The following is a 20,457-nucleotide window of genomic DNA, read 5'->3' as shown; positions in this document are numbered from 1 at the left end:
CCAGCATCTTGCTTCCCGCCACTTGCACCCGCGTGCAGTAGCCACACGAATGTCTGAAGAACCTGATTTCAAGAATAGGCCTCTGCGCCGACTCCCCAAGACGTCCGCCGCATATCGCCTGACCTTGATCCTTTTTCCGTAGATTCCCGCAACGCCAATGGCCCATCCCCCAAACCGCCGCAGGCACGGCCTGATCATCGCCGTCCTCGCCCTGTCCGCCATCATCGCCTTGGCGGCCTGGCGCCTGACACCGGGCAAGCATCCCGAGTACATCACCGCCACCGTCACCCGCGGCGACCTCGAAGTCACCGTGCTGGCCAATGGCGTATTGCAGCCCATCCGCCAGGTCGAAGTCGGCGCGCAGGTCAATGGCCAGCTCAAATCGCTGAAGGTAAAGCTCGGCGACAAGGTCAAGCAGGGCCAGTTGCTGGCCCAGATCGACCCGGTGCTGCTGGAGAATGCGCTGCGCCAGGCAGATGCCGCCGTGGCCAGCGGCAAGGCCCAGCGTGACGCCAAGCGCTCGCGCCTGCGCCAGGCCCGCCTGAACTGGCAACGCCAGCGCGAGCTGCAGTCGCAGGAGGCGGCCTCGCGCCAGGACCTTGAAATCGCCGAAGCCGACCTGCGCTCGCTGGAGGCCGAGCTGATCGCTCTCGACGCCGATATCGCGCAGCTCGGCATCAAGGCCGAGTCCGCCCGCATCGACCTTGGCTACACCCGCATCGTGGCGCCGATGGACGGCGAGGTGGTGGCGCTCTCCACGCTGGAAGGCCAGACCGTGGTGGCGTCCTACCAGGTACCGACCATCCTCAAGCTGGCCAACCTGGATTCCATGACCGTCAAGGCGCAGGTGTCGGAGGCCGATGTGATCCGCATCGCCAACCGGCAGGCGGTCTACTTCACCATCATGGGCGAGCCGGACCGCCGCTACCACGCGTCGCTGCAGGCCATTCAGCCGTCGCCGGAAAAGATCAACAACGCCGTGTTCTTCAATGCGTTGTTCGACGTGCCCAATCCGGGCCACAAGCTGCGCATCGATATGACGGCACAGGTCGCCATCATGCTGGGCGAGGCCAGGAACACGCTGCTGGTGCCCTTGGCCGCGCTGGGGCCGCGCGGCCAGGACGGCAGCATGGAAGTGCGCGTGCTGCGCCCGGACCAGCGCGTGGAGACGGTGAAGGTGCGCACCGGCCTGAGCAACAACGCGCATGCGCAAGTGCTGAGCGGCCTGGCGCAAGGCGACCGCGTCATCACCGGCGATGCCGGCGCCGCCAACGCGGAGGCCAGGCCATGACGCAAGCCCCGCTCTTGCTGCTGCAGCATGTGGAGCGCACTTTCCGCGCCGGCGACCAGGACATCCCCGTGCTGCGCCAGGTCAGCCTGGCCATCTGCGCGGGCGAGATGGTCGCCATCGTCGGTGCGTCCGGCTCCGGCAAGTCCACGCTGATGAACATCCTGGGCTGCCTGGACCAGGCCAACGCCGGGCGCTACCTGGTGGCGGGCCAGGACGTGGCGGCCCTCGACGATGACGCGCTGGCCCGCCTGCGCCGCGAGCGCTTCGGCTTTATCTTCCAGCGCTACCACCTGATGGCCCAGCTATCCGCCGCGGACAACGTGGAAGTGCCGGCCATCTACGCCGCCACCGACCGCGCCGCGCGCCGTGCCCGCGCCCTGCAGCTGCTGGAGCGGCTGGGCCTGGGCGAGCGCGCCGGGCACCGCCCCTCCCAGCTCTCCGGCGGCCAGCAGCAGCGCGTGAGCATTGCCCGCGCGCTGATCAACGGCGGCCAGGTGATCCTGGCGGACGAGCCCACGGGCGCACTCGACAGCCATAGCGGCAAGGAAGTCCTGGCCATCCTGCGCGAGCTGCATGCGCTCGGCCACACGGTGATCATCGTCACCCACGACATGGGACTGGCGCGCAACGCCGAGCGCATCATCGAGATCGCCGACGGCCGCATCGTGGCCGACCGCGCCAACCGGCCGCCGCAGGCCGAGGACGCGCCGGGCAGCAGCCCCGTGCAAGCCAAGCTGGCCGCCCAAGCCCCGGCCAGCGGCAACGCTGGATCCCCGCTGCGGCGCGCGCGCGCCTGGCAGGGCTTCACCGAGGCCTTCTCCATGGCCTGGGGCGCATTGATGGCGCATCGCATGCGCACCGCGCTGACCATGCTTGGCATCATCATCGGCATCGCCTCCGTGGTGTCGATCGTGGCCATCGGCGAAGGCGCCAAGCGCTACGTGATGGCGGATATCCGCGCCATCGGCGCCAACACGCTCGAGATCTTCCCCGGCAAGGATTTTGGCGACGACCGCGCCGCCGGCATCCGCACCCTGGTGGCCGCCGATATCGAGGCCCTGCACGCGCTGCCATATGTGGACAGCGCCACTGCGATCACCAGCAAGGTCCAGCGGCTGAGGTACCGCAGCGTCGACGTCAACGCCACCGTGCATGGCGTGGGCGCGAGCTTCTTCCGCGTGCGTGGCCTGGGCCTGACGCAAGGCGCGGCATTCCTGCCGGACGAGCTGCGCCGGCACGCGCAAGTCGCGGTGATCGACGAAAAAACCCGCCGCAAGCTGTTCGGCAATGCCACAAGCGCGCTGGGCCAGATCATCCTGGTGGGCAACCTGCCTTGCGTGGTGATTGGCGTGGCGCGCGAGAAGAAAACCATGTTCGACGACAACGGCAGCAGCCTCAATATCTGGCTGCCCTACACCACCGCGGGCAGCCGCATCTTCGGCCAGTCCCATTTCGACGAGCTGTCTGTGCGCATCCGCGACGGCCAGCCTAGCGCGGCAGCCCAGCAAGCCATCGAACGCCTGCTGACGCTGCGCCACGGCAAGAAGGATTTCTTTACCTACAATATGGACAGCATCGTCAAGACCATGGAACGCACCGGGCAGGCGCTCACGCTATTCTTGTCGGCGGTCGCCGTGATCTCGCTGCTGGTCGGCGGCATCGGCGTGATGAACATCATGCTGGTCTCGGTGACCGAGCGCACCCGCGAGATCGGTATCCGCATGGCCGTGGGCGCCCGCCAGCGCGATGTGCTGATGCAGTTCCTGACCGAGGCCGTGCTGGTATGCCTGCTGGGCGGGGTGATCGGCACCGCCGTGGCCTACCTGATCGGGCTGGCGCTGGCGCTGCTGATCCCGCAATGGCAGATGGTGTTCTCCGCGGGTGCGGTTGCCGGCGCCTTCCTGTGTTCGACGCTGATTGGCGTGGTGTTCGGCTATATGCCGGCACGCAACGCCGCGCGCCTGCAACCGATCGAGGCGCTGGGCCATGAATAAGCGCAGTCCGCTTTCGCCATGGCCGCCACGGTCGCCGCACTCGCCGCGCGCCTTGCCGGTGCGCCTGCTCGTCGCGCTGCCGATGATCGCCGTTACCCTGAGCGCTTGCAGCGGGCTGCGCACGCCGGAGGTGGATCCCGCGCTGGAGGTGCCGCGGCACTGGCAACATGCGCCCCCGCAGGTGCCGGCCGGACAGCCGGGCACGGCGCTGGAGCCGCACGCCTGGTGGCAGGCCTTTGGCGATCCACAGCTAAGCGCACTGGTCGCGTCCGCGCTGGCTACCAACAACGATCTCGCCATTGCCGCGCTGCGCTTCGAGCGTGCCCGGCTGCGCGCAGGGCTGGCCGCCACCAACCGCGCGCCCGAACTGAGCGCGCAGGCCAGGGGCACGCGCCAATGGAGCCTGGACGGCCCCGGGCGGCGCGACGAAGGGGGGATCAATGCCACCGTGAACTATGAGATCGACCTGTGGGGGCGGCTGGCCAGCCTGCGCGGCGCGGCGGACTGGGAAGCGCGCGCGAGCGCGGCCGACCTGGAAGCCGCGACCATCGCCCTGGCGGCCACCACGGCCACGCTGTACTGGCGCGCCGGGCTGTTGAACGAACTGATCGACATCTCAGGCCAAAGCCTGGCGGACGCACGACGCACGCTTGGCCTGGTGTCCGCGCGCTATCGGGCCGGCGCGGTGTCCGGCCTGGACCTGGCGCAAGCCGAGCAGCAACTGGCCGCCCTGCTGGCCGAACGTACCGTGCTGGACCAGCAACGCAGCGAAAACCGCCAGGCCCTGGCCATCCTGTTCAACCGTCCGCCCGGGCACGGCGTGACCGAGCCGCCGGCCTTGCCCGTCGAAGCGCTGCCGCGCATCGCCGCCGGCATTCCCGCCGCGGTTGTCGGACGCCGGCCCGACGTGCGGCAGGCCGAATGGCGCCTGCGCGCCGCCCTGGCAAACGCCGACGCGACCCGCGCCAGCTTCTACCCCAAGCTGACGCTGACCGGCATCGTCGGCACCGGCAGCGCGGCGCTGGCTTCGCTGCTGCGCGATCCCACGGCCCTGCTCGGCGCCGGGCTGAGCCTGCCCTTCCTGCAATGGAACACCACGCAGCTGACGATACAGGTGTCGCAGAACGAGTACCAGGAAACGGTGGTGCAATACCGGCAGTCGCTGTACACGGCCTTTGCCGAAGTGGAAAACGCGCTGTCCGATCATGCGGGGCTGGGCGTGCGCGCGGATCGGCTGGGGGAATCGCTGGAGTCTGCAAGCCGGGCGGAGCGGCTAAGCGCGGCGCGCTACCGCGCCGGCGCCACCGCGCTGCAGCCCTGGCTCGATGCGAAGGAGACGTTGCGGCAGGCAGCGGTGGCGGCGGCGCGCAACCGCTTTGACCGGCTGGTGAACATCACGACCTTGTACAAGGCGTTGGGGGGGCCGGCGGTGGAAAGCGGGGCTTAAGGGTCCGGCTTACTCCAGCGCGGCGCCCTTGCGCTCCGGAATCAGGAACAGCGTGGCCAGGATATCCAGCACATAGATCGACGCCAGCACGGCAATGGCGGTGCCGAACGAATAGCTGGCGGCCAGCGCGCCGACCACCAGCGGGCCAAAGCCGCCCACGCCGCGGCCGATATTGAACAGCACGTTCTGCGCGGTGGCGCGGGCCTGCGTGGGATACAGCTCCGAGATCAGCGCGCCGTAGCCGCCGATCATGCCGTTGACGAACAGGCCCATCACCGCGCCGCCGAACAGCAGCGCGTAGGGCGTCGATAGCTGGGAGTAGACAAAGACCATCACCACCGCCCCGGCCTGGTAGATCAGGAAGGTGGGCCGGCGGCCGACGCGGTCCGCGAGCTGGCCGAACACCCAGATCCCGATGGCCATGCCGATGATGGTCACCGAGGTCCACAGCGCGGACTTGGTCAGCGAGTAATTGAACTGCTTGGCCAGGTAGGTCGGCATCCAGATCATCAGGCCGTAGTAGCCGAAGTTCTGCACCGAGCACAGCACCACCACGCCCAGGCTGGCACGTGCGGTCGCGGCATCCGCCACCAGCATCTTGAGCGGGTTACCCTTGCGCGCCACCTTGCTGCTGGCAACGAACACTTCCGGCTCGCCGATAAAGCGGCGCACCACGAACGACGCCACCGCCGGCAGCACGCCGATGGCAAACATGCCGCGCCAGCCGATATAGGGCAGCAGCACCGGCGTCAGCAGCGCCGCGGCCAGCACGCCCGCCTGCCAGCCAAGGCCCACATAGGAGGAAACGCGGGCGCGCTGGCCGGGCCGGCAGGCCTCGGTGGCCAGCGCCATGCCGATGCCGAACTCGCCGCCAAGGCCAAAGCCGGCGATGGTCCGGTAGGCCAGCAGGTCCCAGTAGCCCTGCGCGAGCGCGCACAGGCCGGTGAAGACGGCAAACAGCAGGATGGTCCAGGTCAGCACCCTCACCCGGCCCACGTAATCGCTCAGGATGCCGAAGAAGATGCCGCCGGCCACGGCGCCAACCAGCGTCCAGGTAACCAGCGAACCCGCCTGGGTGCTGGTCAGCCCGAGGCCGGCAGACACCGCGCTCAGGATAAAGCCGAGGATAAGCAGGTCGAAGCCGTCCAGCGCGTAGCCGACCGCCGAGGCGATCACGGCCTTGCGCGCGTAGGCGCCCTGCTCCTGTTCCGTGCGGTGGATTTGCTGCCGCGGCCGGCTCCAGCCCGGTCACCGCGGCGGCGTTGGCATTGGCGTTGCCCTGTGTCATGTCGATTCCCGTGCGCCACAAGCGAAAAATTTTGCGAGATTCTACTCTCGTGGCTGGCCGGGGCCGGCGAAGAGGCAACGGGAAACGCCGGGGAGACCCTGGTGACAAACAATCGAAATGCGCTGGCACCGGCTCATCACAAGCCGGTGCCAGGCGCCCCGGACATCGGGCGCAGGGTGCTTACAAGCTGCCGGGCTTGGTCACCGAAATCGACACGCGATAGCTCGGCCCGGACCCCGACCACGCCACCGTCATGCCGCCCAATGGCAGTTGCAGCGTCGCGCTACAGTTCTGTGCGGCACCCGTTGAGGTGGTGCAGGCATTGGTGGCGCGATGACGCATCCCGTTGAACGGATCGTTGAAACCCAGCACGTCCGAATGGCTATCCGACGCAAAGGTACGCGTGACGGTTGACCCATTCAGTGCCGTAATGGTGTGGCTATCTTCAGTGACCGCGCTCAGGCCTGTGGTGTTGTCAACAATGCGTTGCCAAAAGGCGCTTGCGGTACCAACCGCCGGCAGAGGCAGTGTCGTTTGCGGGACGAAAACGCCAACGCCTCCTCCCTGGCCCAACACTGTAGCGATCCAGAGGATGTTCCCTTGCGCGTTTCTGAATCCAACGGCGTGGAACTGTGCGGTGCCCGCCTGGCTGCCATCGTCAATCCAATCCGCGCCGCCATCGGGCGTGGCGACCAGATGCCCATATGGGGTGACGGTATCGACTGCGCAGCTGCCGTAGCCACTCAAGCAGTTTGTGGCCGATGTGGTTACGCCTTTTGTATAGCCGTGGGTACCAAACTGGTTTTGGGGTGAGCCGCTGATAAGCGCAAAGTTGTATGCTCCATTGATGACGCTTGGGTCCATGGTCTGCGCCGGCATCGACAGCGCAATCGTTCCTGTAGTACCACTTCCACTTGTCCAGACCGCAAGCCCGGATTTAGCGACAAGCACACGCGTCGAGTTTGGATCGTTCAAAGAGAAATCGCAGCTCGTCGCGCCTTTGGTGAGCTGATAAGTCGTGCCGCTGATGGCGACGGTCAATTTCGTCGCATCCACCGTCGCCAGTTTCGCGGATCCATCGGATAGCTTGATCAGGCGGTGATCGCCGCTCTTGAGCGCGGTGCAATCAGCGTTCGCGGGCGCCAGAATGGTGCCGAGGGTCGAGGCGGCGGCAGTGGTGCTGCCCGTGCTGTTGGCAATGGCGGCGCTCAATTCACTCAGGCTGGTATTTGCGCTCGCAATCGTTGATTGCAGCGTGTCCAGAATCGCGTCATAACCCTGATGGCTCCCCGCAGCGATCGCGCCTGCGATAAAGTCGCCAACGCCGGAAGGATCGAATCCGGCCTTCTTGAGCACGGCGACCAAGGCCGATTGGGCGCTGCTGACCGCCGTCGCGCTCAGTGCCGTCGTCGGGCCAAACGCTGCCACAAACTGAGCCGGGTTTTGCCCGCCCAGCTGGGCGACCAGCAGTTCGGTGAGCGGCGTGATATGCGCGGTCGCGTTGCTGCTGCCCGACCCGGCGCCTGGAACCACCGAATGCAGGATGATCTTGCTGTCGCTGCTGGTGGCGGTCAGCACGCAGGGCAGGATTGCGCCCTTGAGCGTGACCGAATAGCTACCGTCCGTGGCCGTCGTTGCCGCTCCGGAACCCGACGCGCAGGTCATGTTGACTGCGGCACCAGACAACGGCAGACCAGTGGCAACCACGCCGCTGACGGTCTGCGCCGCCGGCGTTTGCGTGCCCGTTCCGCCCGATGTGGATGCGGAATCCCCGCCGCCGCCACAGGCGGCCAACGAAAGCGCTACAAAGCTGATCGCTAAAGGCTTGAGCTTCATTTTTTTCCTCCCTGACCCGTTCTAGTTAGAGGCTCGGATTTTCCGCAAGCCCGTCTCGCCGGTCATCATTCAGATGGATGAAATTCAGGGATTTTCGCGGTGCACCCTGCAGAGAAGCTGTGATAAATTGGCAAAAAGAGATGGCTCTGGCATGGCCCGTGAAGTTTTAGGCCGAATACACCACAATTAAATTGCACTGCTTTTTGGGGAGAAAGCAATTGCCAAGAGACCAGCTTATCGGGGACCTCTATGAGGCCGCGCTGCACCACGACAGCTTTCTTGAGGTGTTCCACCAGGTCATCGAGGCCCTGGGGGCCAATTTTTTCCACATGTTCAGTTGGGATGCGGCAAGCAACGCCCCCCGTTTTTCGGTCTACTCCCCGCGAGGGGAGTTGGATGACATCATTGCCCGCTACGACCAATACTATGGCGCGCTCGATCCTCGCCGCGGCTTTGTCGAGAAGGCGGCGGTCGGCGAACTCGTCTGTTGCCACGATCACCTGACGGATCGGGACGTCGCACGTAGCGAATTCTTCCAGGACTACCAGATTCCAGCTGGCTTTCGGTATTTGATGGGCGTTCGCTTCGCGCGCCCGGGCAGCGACGACGTCCTGCTCGGCCTGCTGCGAGCGTATGGCAGAACGCCGTATTCGCAGAAGGAACGCACCGCCGCAGTGGGCATGACTGGACATCTGCAGCGCTCCATCAATCTCTGGCAGGATGCAAAAATCCTGCACCGCGATGCCGCGCTCGGTGCTGAGCTGATGGAGGAACTGGGGCTTGCCGTATTGGCCCTGGACAGGAGCGCGCGCGTCGTCTCTGTCAACCAGGCCGCCGAATCCATGTTGCGTGCGACCGCCTGCCTAAGGCTGGCGCACGGTCGCCTGACTGCGGTGGTCCCGGCGGAGAATGATTACCTGCAGGCGGCCATTGCCCGCGTAGCAAAGACCAGAAAAGGCGAAAGTCTAGCCTTGCAAGGCGCATTGGACAGCGCGCACGAGATTTTTCTCAGCATCACCTCCCTTCCCGCACAAACGCTGCGCGCAGCGTTTGGCGATGCCACCATCATGATTACCGCTAGACGGCGGCGGTGCGCAGGCGCGCTGGTCGTGGCGCAACAGTTGCGGCAGGCTTTTGGCTTGTCCAAGGCAGAAGCTGCGGTGGCAGAGGCGCTCGTCCGGGGCGAGACGCCCGACGAATGCGCGGCCAGCATCGGCGTTTCACTTGCCACGATCCGCACGCAGCTCAGAGCGATCTACGAGAAGACGCACACCCGATCCCAGGCTGAGGCAGTCAGCGCGATGCTGTGGGTACTGCCTCGACGGACTCCTTCTGACTAACGGCCGCCGTTCAGTGGCCTTCGAGTACGCCGCCGAATCCCGCATCAAGGCGCTTCGCCCGCGGTTCGATACTGGCTGGGGGTGACACCCGCCCTCTTGCGCATCAGGCGCCTGAGCGCCGTGGCATCCTCATAGCCCACCTGCTCGGCAACCTGCTCGACGGACATCCGGCTCGATTCGATCAGCATGCGGGCGCGATTGAGCCGCACGCTCTGCACCAGCGCCAAGGTACTCTTGCCCGTGGCCTCGCGCACACGCCGCGACAGCGTTCTCTGGGACATGGCGAACTCGTCCGCCAACACCTGGATGCTGGGTGGCTGCGGCAACGCGGATTCGATACGTGCCACCAGACGGCCGACCAGCGCATTGCCGTTGGACAACATGGCCGGCACCACGAAGCGCGCTTGTGCTTGCCGGCCGTCGATCAGCAAGACCCGGCTCACCGCGTCGGCAAGCGCAACGCCAAACCGGCTGCGCAACAGGTGAAGCATCAGATCGGTCTGTGCAAATGCCGCGCCGGCGGTGCTCACATCCTCATCCGCGCAGACCATGCGGTCGGCATCGACGATGCAACGCGGCTCCAGGCGCTGCAACTCGGCTGCCAGCCACCAGGATGTCGTGACCCGGCGCTGCGCCAGCAGGCCCGCGGCCTGTAGCAGGAACACCGCGGAGCAAGATGCCGCGACATGGCCGCCAGCGGCGGCATGCGTGGCAACAGCCCGGGCCGCCAGCCGCGCATCCTCTTGCGCCAGCCGGCTGGCGATGGCGTTGGCATCGTCGATGCCCAGCCCCGGCACGATCCAGGTCGTCGCATGCGTGGCCTGCGCACGTGGCCGCGCTGGCAAGGCCGCGGCTTCGATATGCATGCCGCCGCTCAACGGCACGCAACGCCCGGATGTCGATACCACGCGCCAGGTCGGCCGGGGCAGATGCATGCGCGGCGCGAGCAACGAAGCCGCGCGCAGGATATCGATCGTCGCGGCCACGCTGGTTGAATAGGCGCCGGACAGCGCCAGAACGGTGAAGTCCTTCATTGGCTGAAAACGCCCTAAAGATGTCTAAATTGACACTCAAAGTCTACCTGGCTAAAGCGTCTAATGCACCTACCCCAACGACAACGCCGCTTCGATGCCCAATATCCTCGTCAACATACCCAAAGGCGCGTTTGCCGACCCTGCCCGCGCAGATCTCGCCCGCCGCATCAGCGACGCCGCCGCCACGGCGGAGCGCATGCCCGATGACCCGCACAAGCGCTTCGCGATCTGGGTCGTGATCGAAGAGGCGGAAGCCGGCTTGTGGACGTGCGGCGGCGTCGACATGTCATCGCAGGTGCTGCCCTGCATCGCGACGGTCTATGTGCCCGCAGGCGTGCTGGACGCGCCGGCCAGGGCGTTGTACGTACGGTTGATGCACGACGCCTTCCGGCAGGCGCAGCCTGCCGGCGACCAGCGGCGGCTGGCCACCTCGGTGAGGCTCCACGATGTGGCCGATGGCACCTGGGGGGTCAATGGCGATGTCTGGCAGCTGCCCCGCTTCGCAAAGGTGGCCGGCTACGCGCACCTGCAGCATCTGCAGCATCGGGCCGACGCGGCCTGACCATCCAACGCAAAGGAGACGACGCAATGGTGAACCGCAGCATGATGGAGGCAGATCGCCTTGACGATTTCACGCGCCGCACGATCACGCTCGACGGCGTGGCCAAGGTGGTCCATGTGGCAGGCTCGGGGCCTGCGGTGATCGTCATGACGGAGATGCCGGGCATCAGCCCGCACGTCGCACGCTTTGCCCGGTGGGTACGCGATGCGGGCTTGACGGTCTATATGCCGTCGCTCTTTGGCCGCGACGGCGCCGTGCCGGACGCCGAGGCAGGTGCGGCGGTCTTTCGGCGCGCCTGCGCTAGCGCGGAGTTTCGCGCATTCGCCGCCAATCAGTCGAGCCCGGTGACACAGTGGCTGAGGGCGCTGGCGAGGCTGGCGCACCAGGAGTGCGGCGGCCCCGGCGTTGGCGCCATCGGCATGTGTTTCACCGGCAACTTCGCACTGTCGATGATGCTTGAGCCCGCGATGCTGGCGCCGGTGATCTGCCAGCCCTCGCTGCCGTTGGATGATCCCGGCGGCATCGAGATGGCGCCCGGGGAGCTCGCCGTGGTGCGTGAGCGGCTCGAGCGGGAGGATCTCACGGTGCTGGCGTATCGATTTGAAGGCGATCGGTTTTGCAAGGCGCAGCGCTTCACTGCCTATGCCGAGGCCCTTGGCGGCAGGTTCGTGGGACGCACGCTGCCGGACAGCGCCGCCAACCCCGATGTCCCTGCCTTCTTTGGCCAGCACGTGCCTTGCCCGCACAGCGTCGTCACCGTCCACCTGATCGACGAAGCTGGCGAGCCGACGGTGGCCGCGCGCGACGAAATCCTGTCGTTCTTTGTGCGGCGCCTCGGCTCGTAGGTGGAGACGAGAAGGGCCAAGGCCCTCCAGGCTTCAAACCGGCAAACCCTTCGCCCTCAACACCGCGTCAAAGCGTTCCTGGTCCGTCGTGCCAGTGCGGTTGCCCTCGCGGATCTTGGCCTCCTTCTCCAGGTGCGCGCGTGTTTTGCGCAGCACGTCCGCCGCTTCGGCAGCCGGCACCGCGATCACGCCATCGGCGTCTCCCACCACCAGGTCGCCCGGCATCACCACCAGCCCGGCGCAGGAAACGGGCACATTGATCTCGCCCGGGCCGTCCTTGCTCGGGCCGCGATGCGTGTGCCCCCGGGCGAAGATCGGCATGCCCTCCTCCGCCCATTCGCACAGGTCCCGCACCGCGCCGTCGATCACCAGGCCGCCGAGCTTGCGGGCGATGCAGGTGGTGCGCATCAGGCCGCCTACCAAGGCCTGCGTCACGTCGCCGCCGCCGTCGATCACCAGCACGTCGCCGGCTTCGACCATCATCAGGGCCTTGTGGATCATCAGGTTGTCGCCGGGCCGCACGCGCACGGTCACCGCCGGGCCGCACAGCACGGTATCGAGCCGGGCGTGATACTGGCGCAGGCCGATGGCGCCCACGTTACGGCTCATGGCATCGCCGATAGCGGCCACCGGCATCTCGCGCAAGGCGGCGACGAGGTCGGCGGCCGGGCCCGCCGCGCGTGGGTTGATGCGATAGCCGGCCGGCCACTGCAATGGCTGGGAATCGTTGCTCATAGTGAAACTCCAAATCGGATGTAGATAGCGCCGGGCTCAGCGCTCGCGGGTATGTTGTCAGCGCAATGCCTCGCACGCCAGGCGCAGCCGCCGCAGGCCTTCCTGCAACTGCGCAACAGAGGTGGAAAAGGATATGCGGAAGAACGGCGACACGCCATACGCACCGCCCTGCAGCACGGCCAGGTTCTGCGCCTCCAGCAGGTAGAGCACGAAATCGGCATCGGTCTCGATCCGCTTGCCTTGCGGTGTCAGCTTGCCGATCAGGCCTGCACAGGACGGATACACATAGAATGCGCCTTCCGGCGAGTGGCACCGGATGCCCGGGATGCGGTTGAGTTCCGCCACCACCATGTCGCGCCGCGCCTGGAAAATACGCGTGCGTTCGGCGATGAAGTCCTGCGGGCCGCTCAGGGCTTCCAGCGCGGCGGCCTGGCTGATGGACGATGGGTTGGACGTACTCTGCGACTGCAACTTGACCATGGCCTTGACCAGCGCCGCCGGCGCGCCGCCATAGCCGATGCGCCAGCCCGTCATGGCGTAGGCCTTGGACACGCCGTTGATCGTGAGCGTGCGCGCCTTCAGCGCCGGCTCCACTTGCGCGATGGTGCAGAACTCGCGGTCGTCATAAAGGATGTGCTCGTAGATGTCGTCCGTCATCACCCACACCTGCGGGTGGCGCAGCAGCACCTCGGCCAGCCCCTCGAGCTCCGCGCGGGAATACGCCGCCCCGCTCGGGTTGTTGGGGGCATTCAGCACGAGCCAGCGCGTGCGCGGCGTGATGGCGCGCTCCAGGTCCTCCGGACGCAGCTTGAAACCATTCTCCGGCGGACAGTCCACAAAGACCGGCGTGCCGTCGGCCAACAGCACGATGTCGGGGTAGGACACCCAGTAGGGCGTCGGCACGATGACCTCATCGCCCACGTCCACCGTGCACATTAGCGCGTTGAAGATGATCTGCTTGCCCCCGGTGCCGACGATGATCTCGCTGGCCGCGTAGTCCAGGCCGTTGTCGCGGCGGAACTTATCGGCAATCGCCGCCTTGAGCTCCGGCGTGCCGCCAACATCGGTGTACTTGGTCTTGGACGCCGACATGGCGCGGGTGGCGGCCTCGCAGACGTTCTGCGGCGTGTCGAAATCCGGCTCGCCGGAGGTGAGGCCGACGATGTCCCGGCCGCTGGCGCGAAGCTCACGCGCGCGTTGCCCTGCCATCGAGCTGGGCGACGGCTTGATCCGGTTGAGGCGGGCTGCGATGATTGTCATGGTCTGGGCGCTGTCTTCGGTAGCGTGAATGGATAAGGTTAGGCAAGCTTGCGATGCTGGCGCAGGTAGGCAACGAGCCCGCCGGCCGCGCGGATGGCCAGCACGATGTCCGGCACGGGTTCGCAGGGAATGCGGCGGGTAGGCGCCTCGCAGGCATGGCCCACCATCAGCTCGGCGCCGGCGCCGTCCAGGCGCAGCGTCAGCGCGTTGCCTTCGGCAATGCCGGCGGTATCGGCGGTGATCAGCAGCAGGCCGTTGTTGATGGCGTTGCGCCAGTAGGTGCGTGAGAAGCTGCGGGCCACCACCACGCGGATCCCTGCGGCGAGCACCACGGTGACTGCCACCTCCATCGCGGAGCCGCAGCCGAAGTTATCCCCGGCCACCAGGATGTCGCCATCCGCCACGCTGGCGGCGAAGGCGGGATCCACGTCCTCCAGCAGGTAGCGGCGCAGCACCTGCGGGTCCAGGCTGTCCTTCTTGCGGCTGGAGGCGATCAGGTAGTCGGTATTGATGTCATCGCCAAGCAGGCGGGCGCGGCCGTGGATGATGGACGCGGTGCCGGCTGCGGCGTTGGATGCGGCTTGCTGCAATGTCATTGCGCCACCTCGCGCGGATCGACCAGGTGGCCGGTGACGGCGGCGCTGGCGCAGGCGCGCGGCGACGCCAGGAAAATCTCCGACGTGCGATTGCCCATGCGGCCCTTGAAATTACGGTTGGCGGTGGAGATCACGCGCATGCCATCGGCGGGAATGCTGCCGCAGGTGCCGCAGCAAGCGCCGCAGCCGGGCGGCTGGATCTCTGCCCCGAACGCCGCGAACTCCGCCAACAGGCCGTCGCTCTCCAGCTCCGCGCGGACCTCTTCCGATGCGGGCGTCACCACCAGCCGCACGCCGGGCGCCACGCCACCTCCCGCGCGCAGCACATCCAGCGCTTCGCGGTAGTCCTTGCTGCGCCCGCCGGTGCAGGTGCCGAGATAGACCATGCCGATCTTCAAGGCCGGCGCCTGCGCCAGATCGAGCACACCGTCCACGCGGTGCGGCAACGCCACCTGCGGCGTGATAGCGGACAGGTCGAAGCCGAGCGTATCGACATAGGTGGCGTCGTCATCCGCCGCCACCGGGACATAAGCCTGCGCGGTGCGCCCGGCGAGGTACGCTGCCGTGCAACCATCGAAGGGAAACAGGCCCGCCTTGGCGCCCATCTCCACCGACATATTGGCCAGCACGATGCGGTCGTCCATATCGAGCGCAGCAAGGCCGGGCCCGTCGAACTCCAGCGCAAGGTAGCTCGCACCGCCCGCGCCGATGCGGCGCGCCATGGCCAGGGCCAGGTCCTTGGCCGACGCGTACGCCGGCAAGGCGCCATGCAGGCGGATGCGCAGCGAGCCGGGCACCTTGAGCCAAAGCTGGTTGCACTGCAGGACGCCGGCCAGGTCGGATGAGCCGATGCCCGTGCCGAACGCGTTGAGCGCGCCGTAGGTCACCGCATGCGAGTCAGCCCCCACCACGAGCTGGCCGGGCAGCGCCCGGCCCCGCTCCAGCATGAGCTGGTGGCCGATGCCCTCGCCCACCTCGAACACCCCGATGCCATGCGCCAGTGCGTAGTCCCGCGCGATGTCCTGCAGGGCCAACGCGCGCGCACCGGAGCTTGCGCCGTAGTGATCCAGCGCAAAGACCACGCGTTCGGGCCGGGCCGGTCCCGGCAAAGCCTCGCGCTCCGGCTGCATCTGCCGCAGGTAGTCGAGCGCCATGGGGATCGAGCCATCCGTGCCCATGGTGGCATCCGGCTCGCAGATCGCCAGGTCGCCGGCGCGCAGGTCGCGGCCGGCGGCGCGCGAGAGCAGCTTCTCCGCCAGGGTCCTGCCGGTGCGCGGTGTATCCAATGCCTTCATCGCCTGCACCGGATCAGTTCAGCTTGAGGTTGGCGCTCTTGACGACCTTCCCCCATTTTTCGTGTTCGGATTGAATCTGGCGGGCGAAGACGTCGGGCGGGCCGCCAACGGGCTCCACGCCAAGCTGCACCAGCTTGTCCTTGACCTCCTCGGTGGCGAGGATGTGGTCGATCGCGCGGTTGAGCTTGAGCACGATCGCACGCGGCGTACCTGCGGGGGCCACCACGCCGCTCCATGACAGCGACTCGTAGCCCTTCAGCCCTGCCTCATCCACGGTCGGCACATTGGGCAGGCCAGGAAGGCGCTTGCGGCTGGTCACCGCCAGCGCGCGCAGCTTGCCCTGCTGCACAAAGCCGATCGAGGAAGGCGCGTTATCGAACAGCATCGTCACCTGCCCGCCGAGCAGGTCGGTCAGCGCGGAGGAGCTGCCCTTGTAGGGCACATGCAGGATGTCGACGCCAGACATGGACTTGAACAGCTCGCCCGACAAATGCGTGGAACTGCCCGGCCCCGACGAGGCAAAGCTGAGCGAGCCCGGCTTGCTCTTGGCCAGCGCCACCAGCTCCGGCACGGTGGTCACCGGCAGGCTCGGCGACACCACCAGGATGTTCGCGTTCTGCGTGACGTAGCTCACCGGCACGAAATCCTTGGCCACGTTGTAGCCCATGCGGCTGTACAGATGGTCGTTGATCGACAGCACACCGGTAGCGCCCATCAGCAGCGTGTAGCCATCGGCCGGGGACTTGGCCACCAGCTCCGCGCCGATATTGCCGCTGGCGCCGGCCCGGTTGTCGACCAGGAACGGCTGCTTGAACTGCTGGGAGAGCTTCTCGGCGATGATGCGCGCGACCACATCGGTGGATCCGCCGGCCGCAAACGGCACCACGATGCGCACCGCCTTGTTGGGATAGCCGTCGTCCGCGGCGGGGGCTTCAGCGGCGCAAGCCAGGCACGGCAGGGCAGCAAGCAGTACTGCGCTCAGGCGGATCATGCTCTTCATCTGGGGGTCCTGTGGGAAAGAGAAAAGTGGCACTTCGCATCCATCGCCACGCAGTACGGCGCCGTGGTTGAAGCCAAATTCTATGGACCCTCATTAATCTGGACAAATGAATTCGACCGGCCGATTATTACGAAATTCTGAAAAATAGCCGGGACCGCGATCCTGGCCGCCCCCGCCATCGTCATGCGCCACAATGTCACCCTCAAGCAACTGCGCTGCTTCCTTGCCGTCGCCGACACCGGCTCCTTCACCGCCGCCGCCCTGCGCTTGTGCATGACGCAATCGGCGCTCACGGCCACCATCCAGCAACTGGAAGAAGCGGTAGACCTGAAGATGTTCGACCGCACGACCCGGCGCGTGGCTCTGACCGAACACGCCGAACGCTTCCGGGCCGAGGCGGAGAAAGTCGTCAACGGCTTCGACAGTTCGGTCTACGACCTGATGGCGCTGTCACAGGGCAGCCGCGGGCATATCCGCATCGTCGCCGCCGCCTCGATCATCAACCACTTCCTGGTCCGTGCCATCCCCAGGTTCCGCGAGAGCTATCCCGGCATCACCATCTCCCTGCGCAACCCCGCCGCCCGGCAAGCCGAGCGGCTGGTGCTGGAAGGCGAAGTGGATTTCGCCATCGACAGCAAATACCAGGGCCATGAAGGCCTCGACTACACGCCGCTGGTCGCCGACTCCTACGGCGTGGTCTGCCACCGCGACCTGCCGCTGGCGCAACTGGAGCGCCCGGTATGCTGGGCCGACCTGACGCCCGAACAATATGTCGGCTTCAGCGCGGACACCGGCATCGGCCACTTCCTGCGCAGCCACGCCGGCAACTGGCCCGTGCTCGGCGGCCAGCACGATGAAGTGGAAAGCACCAGTTCCCTGTTCGCCATGCTCAGCATGGGCAAGCAGTACTCGGTGCTGCCTGCGCTGGCGAACAAGGGACGTGAGTATCCCGACCTGGTCTTCCGGGAATTGCACGAGCCGCTGCTGTCGCGGGAGATTTGCGTGATCACGCGGCCGTTGCGGTCGCTATCACCGAGTGCGCAGCGGCTGCTCGAGATTTTGCTGGGGGAGATACGCGGACAAGCCATGCCGCCGGGGGTGTCGGCGCAGGCGGCTGCGCGAGTGGGGACGGTCTAGGGGCGCGAAAGAGCGGTTGTCTGGCCGCAAAGCGCGCAACGACGCTTGCAGCGCCGGCCTGCCGAGCTGCGCTCGCACGCGTTCGAGAGCTACAGCCGCAGCACCGCGCTAGGCCGGGTCGGCAGCGTGGATGAAGTGGCGGATGCCGTGCTGTTCCTGTTCGGCAACGGCTACATGACGGGATCCACCTTGTTCGTCGACGGCGGCTACGTGCTGCCTTGAGCGCCGTCGTCCTCGCTGGAATTGGCATACCATGCCGGAGTCCGCCGCGGGCCCACCGCCCGGGATCGATGGCAGCGACGCACTCAAGGAGAGGCAAGATGGACTATGTAAGGTTTGGCGCGACAGGGCTGAAAGTCTCCCGGCTGTGCCTGGGCTGCATGACCTACGGCGTGCCCGAACGCGGCAACCACCCCTGGACGCTTGGCGAGCAAGCCAGCCGCCCGCTGATCCGGCAGGCGATCGAGGCCGGCATCAACTTCTTCGATACCGCCAACGTGTATTCCGACGGCACCTCCGAGGAAATCGTCGGCCGCGCGCTGAAAGACTTCGCCAGCCGCGACGACGTGGTGATCGCCACCAAGGTCCATGGCCGCATGCGCCCCGGCCCGAACGGGGCCGGCCTGTCGCGCCGCGCCATCCTGGCCGAGATCGACAACAGCCTGCGCCGCCTGGGCACCGACTACGTCGACCTGTACCAGATCCACCGCTGGGATCCGCATACGCCCATCGAGGAAACGCTCGAAGCGCTGCACGATGTGGTCAAGGCGGGCAAGGCACGCTATATCGGCGCGTCCTCGATGTATGCCTGGCAGTTCTCCAAGGCCATCTACACCTCGCGCCTGCGCGGCTGGACGCAGTTCGCCAGCATGCAGGACCATGTGAACCTGCTGAACCGCGAAGAAGAGCGCGAGATGCTGCCGCTATGCGCCGCCGAGGGCATCGCGGTGATGCCCTGGAGCCCGCTGGCGCGCGGCCGCCTGACCCGGCCGTGGCATGCCGGCAGCGCCCGCGAGGAGAGCGACACGTTTGGCAAGACGCTGTACCGCGATACCGAGGTGTCGGACCGCAAGGTGGTGGAGCAGGTGCACGCCATTGCGCAGGCGCGCGGCGTGCCGGCTGCCCAGGTGGCGCTGGCGTGGTTGTCGCAGAAGCGGGAGATCACCGCGCCGATCATTGGCGCATCCAAGCCGCACCATATCGAGGACGCCGTGGCAGCGCTCTCGCTCGGCCTCACCGCCGAGGAGATCGCCGCGCTGGAGGCGCCCTACGTGCCGCACGCGCCCGTGGGCTTCTGAGGCGGCAACGGCAATGACGGCAACGACGGCGCCGGTGAACTACCGGCGGCCGGTCACTCGCCCGCGGGCCGCAAGGCCACCGCGCCCGGGTCGCGCGTGAGCAGCCGCAAGCCGCTGGCGATGCTGGCCACGCCCGCGAAGCCCGCGCCGATCGCCAGCGCCAGGGTGGGGCCGTGGCGGCCCGCGATGCCGAAACTTAGCGCGACCAGCGCCGCACCGCTCGCCTGGCCGAGCAGGCGCGCGGTGGCAATCACGCCGCTGGCGCCGCCGGCGCGCTCGCGCGGCGCGCTCGACATCAGCGCCTTGAGGTTGGGCGACTGGAAGAAGCCGAAGCCCGCGCCGCAAATCGCCATGCGAATACCGATATCCAGCGCGCTGGGATGCGCCGGCAGCAGCGCCAGCGACGCCATGCCCATGCACATCACCGCCAGCCCCACGCCGCCGAGCAAACCCGGCGCATAGCGGTCGGACAGCCGCCCGGCCAGCGGCGCCATCAACGCCACCACCGCCGACCACGGTGTCATCAGGAAGCCCGTCTCGATCGGGCTGCGCCCCAGCACGCTCTCGAAGTAGAACGGCAGCGACACAAAGGCCAGCCCCTGCGCGGCGAACGAGCAGATCGCGGTCATGGTCGAGAGCGCGAACATGGGCCGCTTGAGCAGATCGATGGGCAGCATCGGCGCGGGATGGCCGCGCTCGCGGCGCAGCAGCAGCACGAACGCCACCAGGAACAAGGCCAGCGCCGCCAGCGACTGGCCCAGCGGCGCGCGCTGCGCGCCCTCGCCCAGCGCAAAGATCAGCGAGGCGAACATCACCACGTTCAGCCCCGCCGCGACGCGGTCAAAGCGGTGCGTGCCGCGCACCGTCCGGGGCAGCGCGGGCCAGGCGATGTAGAGCGCCAGCAAGCCGATCGGCAGGTTCACGGCAAACAGCCACGGCCATGGCCCCAGCGACAGGATGATCGAGGCCACCGTGGGCCCCACCGCAAACGACACGCCAACCACCAGCGCGTTGAGCCCGACGCCACGCCCGAGCCGGTGCGGCGGAAAGATCGCGCTGATCAGCGCCGCGTTCACGCTCATGATGGCGCTGGCGCCCACGCCCTGCAGCAGCCGGGCTGCCACCAGCGTGGGCAGCGACCAGGAAAGCGCGCAGACCACCGACGCGACGATAAACAGCATCAACCCGCCGAGATACACGCGCCGGTGCCCGACGATGCCGCCCAGCGCCGCGAACGGCAGCAACGTGGCCACCATGGCGAGCTGGTAGGCGTTGATGACCCAGACGGATGCCGCCGGGGTGGCATGCAGCGAGGCAGCGATGTTGGGAAGTGCGGTGTTGGCGATTGCCGTATCGAGCGTAGCAAGTGAGACCGCCACCAGGATGGCGGCCATGCCGCGGCGCTCCAGCGACGTCATGGGCGCGTCCACCGCGCGAGGGGGGAGATTGGATTCTGCTGTGTTCGACACTGTCTTTGCCAGTTACCGCCGCGCCCGGGA

At 67.0% G+C, this 20,457-nt stretch carries 18 protein-coding genes; 9 read left to right on the top strand and 9 right to left on the bottom strand.

What is annotated here, in order from left to right; translation table 11 throughout:
- The first annotated feature begins 157 nt into the window (after positions 1 to 157).
- From macA to ACX12D_RS21675, 3 genes are all read left to right on the top strand, one after another.
- Positions 158 to 1,291 carry a macrolide transporter subunit MacA gene (macA, locus tag ACX12D_RS21685; RefSeq protein WP_459375569.1) on the top strand — a complete coding sequence of 378 codons (1,134 nt, stop codon included), beginning with the start codon at positions 158 to 160 and terminating at the stop codon, positions 1,289 to 1,291.
- Positions 1,288 to 3,285: a MacB family efflux pump subunit gene (locus tag ACX12D_RS21680; protein ID WP_459375568.1), complete on the top strand. Its 1,998-nt coding sequence runs from the start codon at positions 1,288 to 1,290 to the stop codon at positions 3,283 to 3,285. The genes macA and ACX12D_RS21680 overlap by 4 nt, the downstream gene beginning before the upstream one ends.
- 82 nt (positions 3,286 to 3,367) lie before the next feature.
- Positions 3,368 to 4,732, top strand: coding sequence for an efflux transporter outer membrane subunit (locus ACX12D_RS21675; protein ID WP_459376480.1), 1,365 nt, complete (start codon positions 3,368 to 3,370; stop codon positions 4,730 to 4,732).
- A 9-nt stretch (positions 4,733 to 4,741) separates the two neighbouring features.
- Here the strand turns inward: ACX12D_RS21675 and ACX12D_RS21670 are convergent, their stop codons facing one another.
- Both ACX12D_RS21670 and ACX12D_RS21665 read right to left on the bottom strand, forming a co-directional pair.
- Positions 4,742 to 5,953 carry an MFS transporter gene (locus ACX12D_RS21670; RefSeq protein ID WP_459376479.1) on the bottom strand — a complete coding sequence of 404 codons (1,212 nt, stop codon included), beginning with the start codon at positions 5,951 to 5,953 and terminating at the stop codon, positions 4,742 to 4,744.
- 247 nt (positions 5,954 to 6,200) lie between these two features.
- Positions 6,201 to 7,856 (bottom strand): hypothetical protein, encoded by a 1,656-nt coding sequence (locus ACX12D_RS21665; RefSeq protein ID WP_459375567.1) that lies wholly within the window; start codon positions 7,854 to 7,856, stop codon positions 6,201 to 6,203.
- Between the two features lie 218 nt (positions 7,857 to 8,074).
- Here ACX12D_RS21665 and ACX12D_RS21660 point away from each other — a divergent pair, with 218 nt between their 5' ends.
- Entirely contained in the window at positions 8,075 to 9,196 is a 1,122-nt protein-coding gene (locus ACX12D_RS21660; RefSeq protein WP_459375566.1) for a helix-turn-helix transcriptional regulator, read from the top strand.
- Positions 9,197 to 9,240: 44 nt separating this feature from the next.
- Here the strand turns inward: ACX12D_RS21660 and ACX12D_RS21655 are convergent, their stop codons facing one another.
- Complete coding sequence (locus ACX12D_RS21655; protein WP_459375565.1) at positions 9,241 to 10,230, bottom strand: GlxA family transcriptional regulator; 990 nt, start codon at positions 10,228 to 10,230, stop codon at positions 9,241 to 9,243.
- A 94-nt stretch (positions 10,231 to 10,324) separates the two neighbouring features.
- Here ACX12D_RS21655 and ACX12D_RS21650 point away from each other — a divergent pair, with 94 nt between their 5' ends.
- Together ACX12D_RS21650 and ACX12D_RS21645 are read left to right on the top strand one after the other, a co-directional pair.
- Positions 10,325 to 10,792 (top strand): tautomerase family protein, encoded by a 468-nt coding sequence (locus ACX12D_RS21650; protein WP_459375564.1) that lies wholly within the window; start codon positions 10,325 to 10,327, stop codon positions 10,790 to 10,792.
- 26 nt (positions 10,793 to 10,818) lie between these two features.
- Positions 10,819 to 11,637 carry a dienelactone hydrolase family protein gene (locus ACX12D_RS21645; protein WP_459375563.1) on the top strand — a complete coding sequence of 273 codons (819 nt, stop codon included), beginning with the start codon at positions 10,819 to 10,821 and terminating at the stop codon, positions 11,635 to 11,637.
- A gap of 33 nt (positions 11,638 to 11,670) precedes the next feature.
- On the opposite strand, the gene ACX12D_RS21640 is transcribed toward ACX12D_RS21645, so the two are convergent.
- Genes ACX12D_RS21640 through ACX12D_RS21620 form a run of 5 tightly spaced genes read right to left on the bottom strand, consistent with a single transcriptional unit; the run spans position 11,671 to position 16,523 of the window.
- A complete protein-coding gene (locus ACX12D_RS21640) occupies positions 11,671 to 12,372 on the bottom strand; it encodes an RraA family protein (protein WP_459375562.1) in 702 nt (233 codons plus the stop codon).
- Positions 12,373 to 12,429: 57 nt separating this feature from the next.
- A complete protein-coding gene (locus ACX12D_RS21635; protein ID WP_459375561.1) occupies positions 12,430 to 13,632 on the bottom strand; it encodes a pyridoxal phosphate-dependent aminotransferase in 1,203 nt (400 codons plus the stop codon).
- Positions 13,633 to 13,670: 38 nt separating this feature from the next.
- Positions 13,671 to 14,228, bottom strand: a complete 558-nt coding sequence (locus ACX12D_RS21630; RefSeq protein ID WP_459375560.1) for a LeuD/DmdB family oxidoreductase small subunit — start codon at positions 14,226 to 14,228, stop codon at positions 13,671 to 13,673.
- The gene (locus ACX12D_RS21625) at positions 14,225 to 15,523 is read right to left on the bottom strand and encodes a 3-isopropylmalate dehydratase large subunit (RefSeq protein ID WP_459375559.1); all 1,299 of its coding nucleotides are present in this window, start codon (positions 15,521 to 15,523) and stop codon (positions 14,225 to 14,227) included. Before ACX12D_RS21625 ends, ACX12D_RS21630 begins: the two co-directional genes overlap by 4 nt.
- Before the next feature lie 13 nt (positions 15,524 to 15,536).
- Complete coding sequence (locus ACX12D_RS21620) at positions 15,537 to 16,523, bottom strand: Bug family tripartite tricarboxylate transporter substrate binding protein (RefSeq protein ID WP_459375558.1); 987 nt, start codon at positions 16,521 to 16,523, stop codon at positions 15,537 to 15,539.
- Between the two features lie 183 nt (positions 16,524 to 16,706).
- Here ACX12D_RS21620 and ACX12D_RS21615 point away from each other — a divergent pair, with 183 nt between their 5' ends.
- The 3 genes from ACX12D_RS21615 (at position 16,707) to ACX12D_RS21605 (ending at position 18,958) form a co-directional block, all read left to right on the top strand.
- Positions 16,707 to 17,660, top strand: coding sequence for a LysR family transcriptional regulator (locus ACX12D_RS21615; RefSeq protein WP_459375557.1), 954 nt, complete (start codon positions 16,707 to 16,709; stop codon positions 17,658 to 17,660).
- Positions 17,661 to 17,705: 45 nt separating this feature from the next.
- Positions 17,706 to 17,882, top strand: a complete 177-nt coding sequence (locus ACX12D_RS21610; RefSeq protein WP_459375556.1) for an SDR family oxidoreductase — start codon at positions 17,706 to 17,708, stop codon at positions 17,880 to 17,882.
- Between the two features lie 98 nt (positions 17,883 to 17,980).
- A complete protein-coding gene (locus ACX12D_RS21605; protein WP_459375555.1) occupies positions 17,981 to 18,958 on the top strand; it encodes an aldo/keto reductase in 978 nt (325 codons plus the stop codon).
- A 53-nt stretch (positions 18,959 to 19,011) separates the two neighbouring features.
- Here ACX12D_RS21605 and ACX12D_RS21600 read toward each other — a convergent pair whose 3' ends face one another.
- The gene (locus tag ACX12D_RS21600) at positions 19,012 to 20,376 is read right to left on the bottom strand and encodes an MFS transporter (protein WP_459375554.1); all 1,365 of its coding nucleotides are present in this window, start codon (positions 20,374 to 20,376) and stop codon (positions 19,012 to 19,014) included.
- Positions 20,377 to 20,457: the final 81 nt, after the last annotated feature.

This window comes from Cupriavidus sp. PET2-C1 (assembly GCF_054515855.1).
The sequence above is the reverse complement of the archived record's forward strand: the minus strand, read 5'-3'. Positions and strand labels throughout refer to the sequence as shown.

Bases quoted from the DNA above. Each gene is read 5' to 3' on its own strand.
- ACX12D_RS21630 (WP_459375560.1), bottom strand. From the start codon at position 14,228: ATGACATTGCAGCAAGCCGCATCCAACGCCGCAGCCGGCACCGCGTCC.
- ACX12D_RS21605 (WP_459375555.1), top strand. From the start codon at position 17,981: ATGGACTATGTAAGGTTTGGCGCGACAGGGCTGAAAGTCTCCCGGCTG.
- ACX12D_RS21635 (WP_459375561.1), bottom strand. From the start codon at position 13,632: ATGACAATCATCGCAGCCCGCCTCAACCGGATCAAGCCGTCGCCCAGC.
- ACX12D_RS21620 (WP_459375558.1), bottom strand. From the start codon at position 16,523: ATGAAGAGCATGATCCGCCTGAGCGCAGTACTGCTTGCTGCCCTGCCG.
- ACX12D_RS21665 (WP_459375567.1), bottom strand. From the start codon at position 7,856: ATGAAGCTCAAGCCTTTAGCGATCAGCTTTGTAGCGCTTTCGTTGGCC.
- ACX12D_RS21600 (WP_459375554.1), bottom strand. From the start codon at position 20,376: ATGACGTCGCTGGAGCGCCGCGGCATGGCCGCCATCCTGGTGGCGGTC.
- ACX12D_RS21650 (WP_459375564.1), top strand. From the start codon at position 10,325: ATGCCCAATATCCTCGTCAACATACCCAAAGGCGCGTTTGCCGACCCT.
- ACX12D_RS21625 (WP_459375559.1), bottom strand. From the start codon at position 15,523: ATGAAGGCATTGGATACACCGCGCACCGGCAGGACCCTGGCGGAGAAG.
- ACX12D_RS21645 (WP_459375563.1), top strand. From the start codon at position 10,819: ATGGTGAACCGCAGCATGATGGAGGCAGATCGCCTTGACGATTTCACG.
- macA (WP_459375569.1), top strand. From the start codon at position 158: ATGGCCCATCCCCCAAACCGCCGCAGGCACGGCCTGATCATCGCCGTC.
- ACX12D_RS21655 (WP_459375565.1), bottom strand. From the start codon at position 10,230: ATGAAGGACTTCACCGTTCTGGCGCTGTCCGGCGCCTATTCAACCAGC.
- ACX12D_RS21680 (WP_459375568.1), top strand. From the start codon at position 1,288: ATGACGCAAGCCCCGCTCTTGCTGCTGCAGCATGTGGAGCGCACTTTC.
- ACX12D_RS21640 (WP_459375562.1), bottom strand. From the start codon at position 12,372: ATGAGCAACGATTCCCAGCCATTGCAGTGGCCGGCCGGCTATCGCATC.
- ACX12D_RS21675 (WP_459376480.1), top strand. From the start codon at position 3,368: ATGATCGCCGTTACCCTGAGCGCTTGCAGCGGGCTGCGCACGCCGGAG.
- ACX12D_RS21615 (WP_459375557.1), top strand. From the start codon at position 16,707: ATGCGCCACAATGTCACCCTCAAGCAACTGCGCTGCTTCCTTGCCGTC.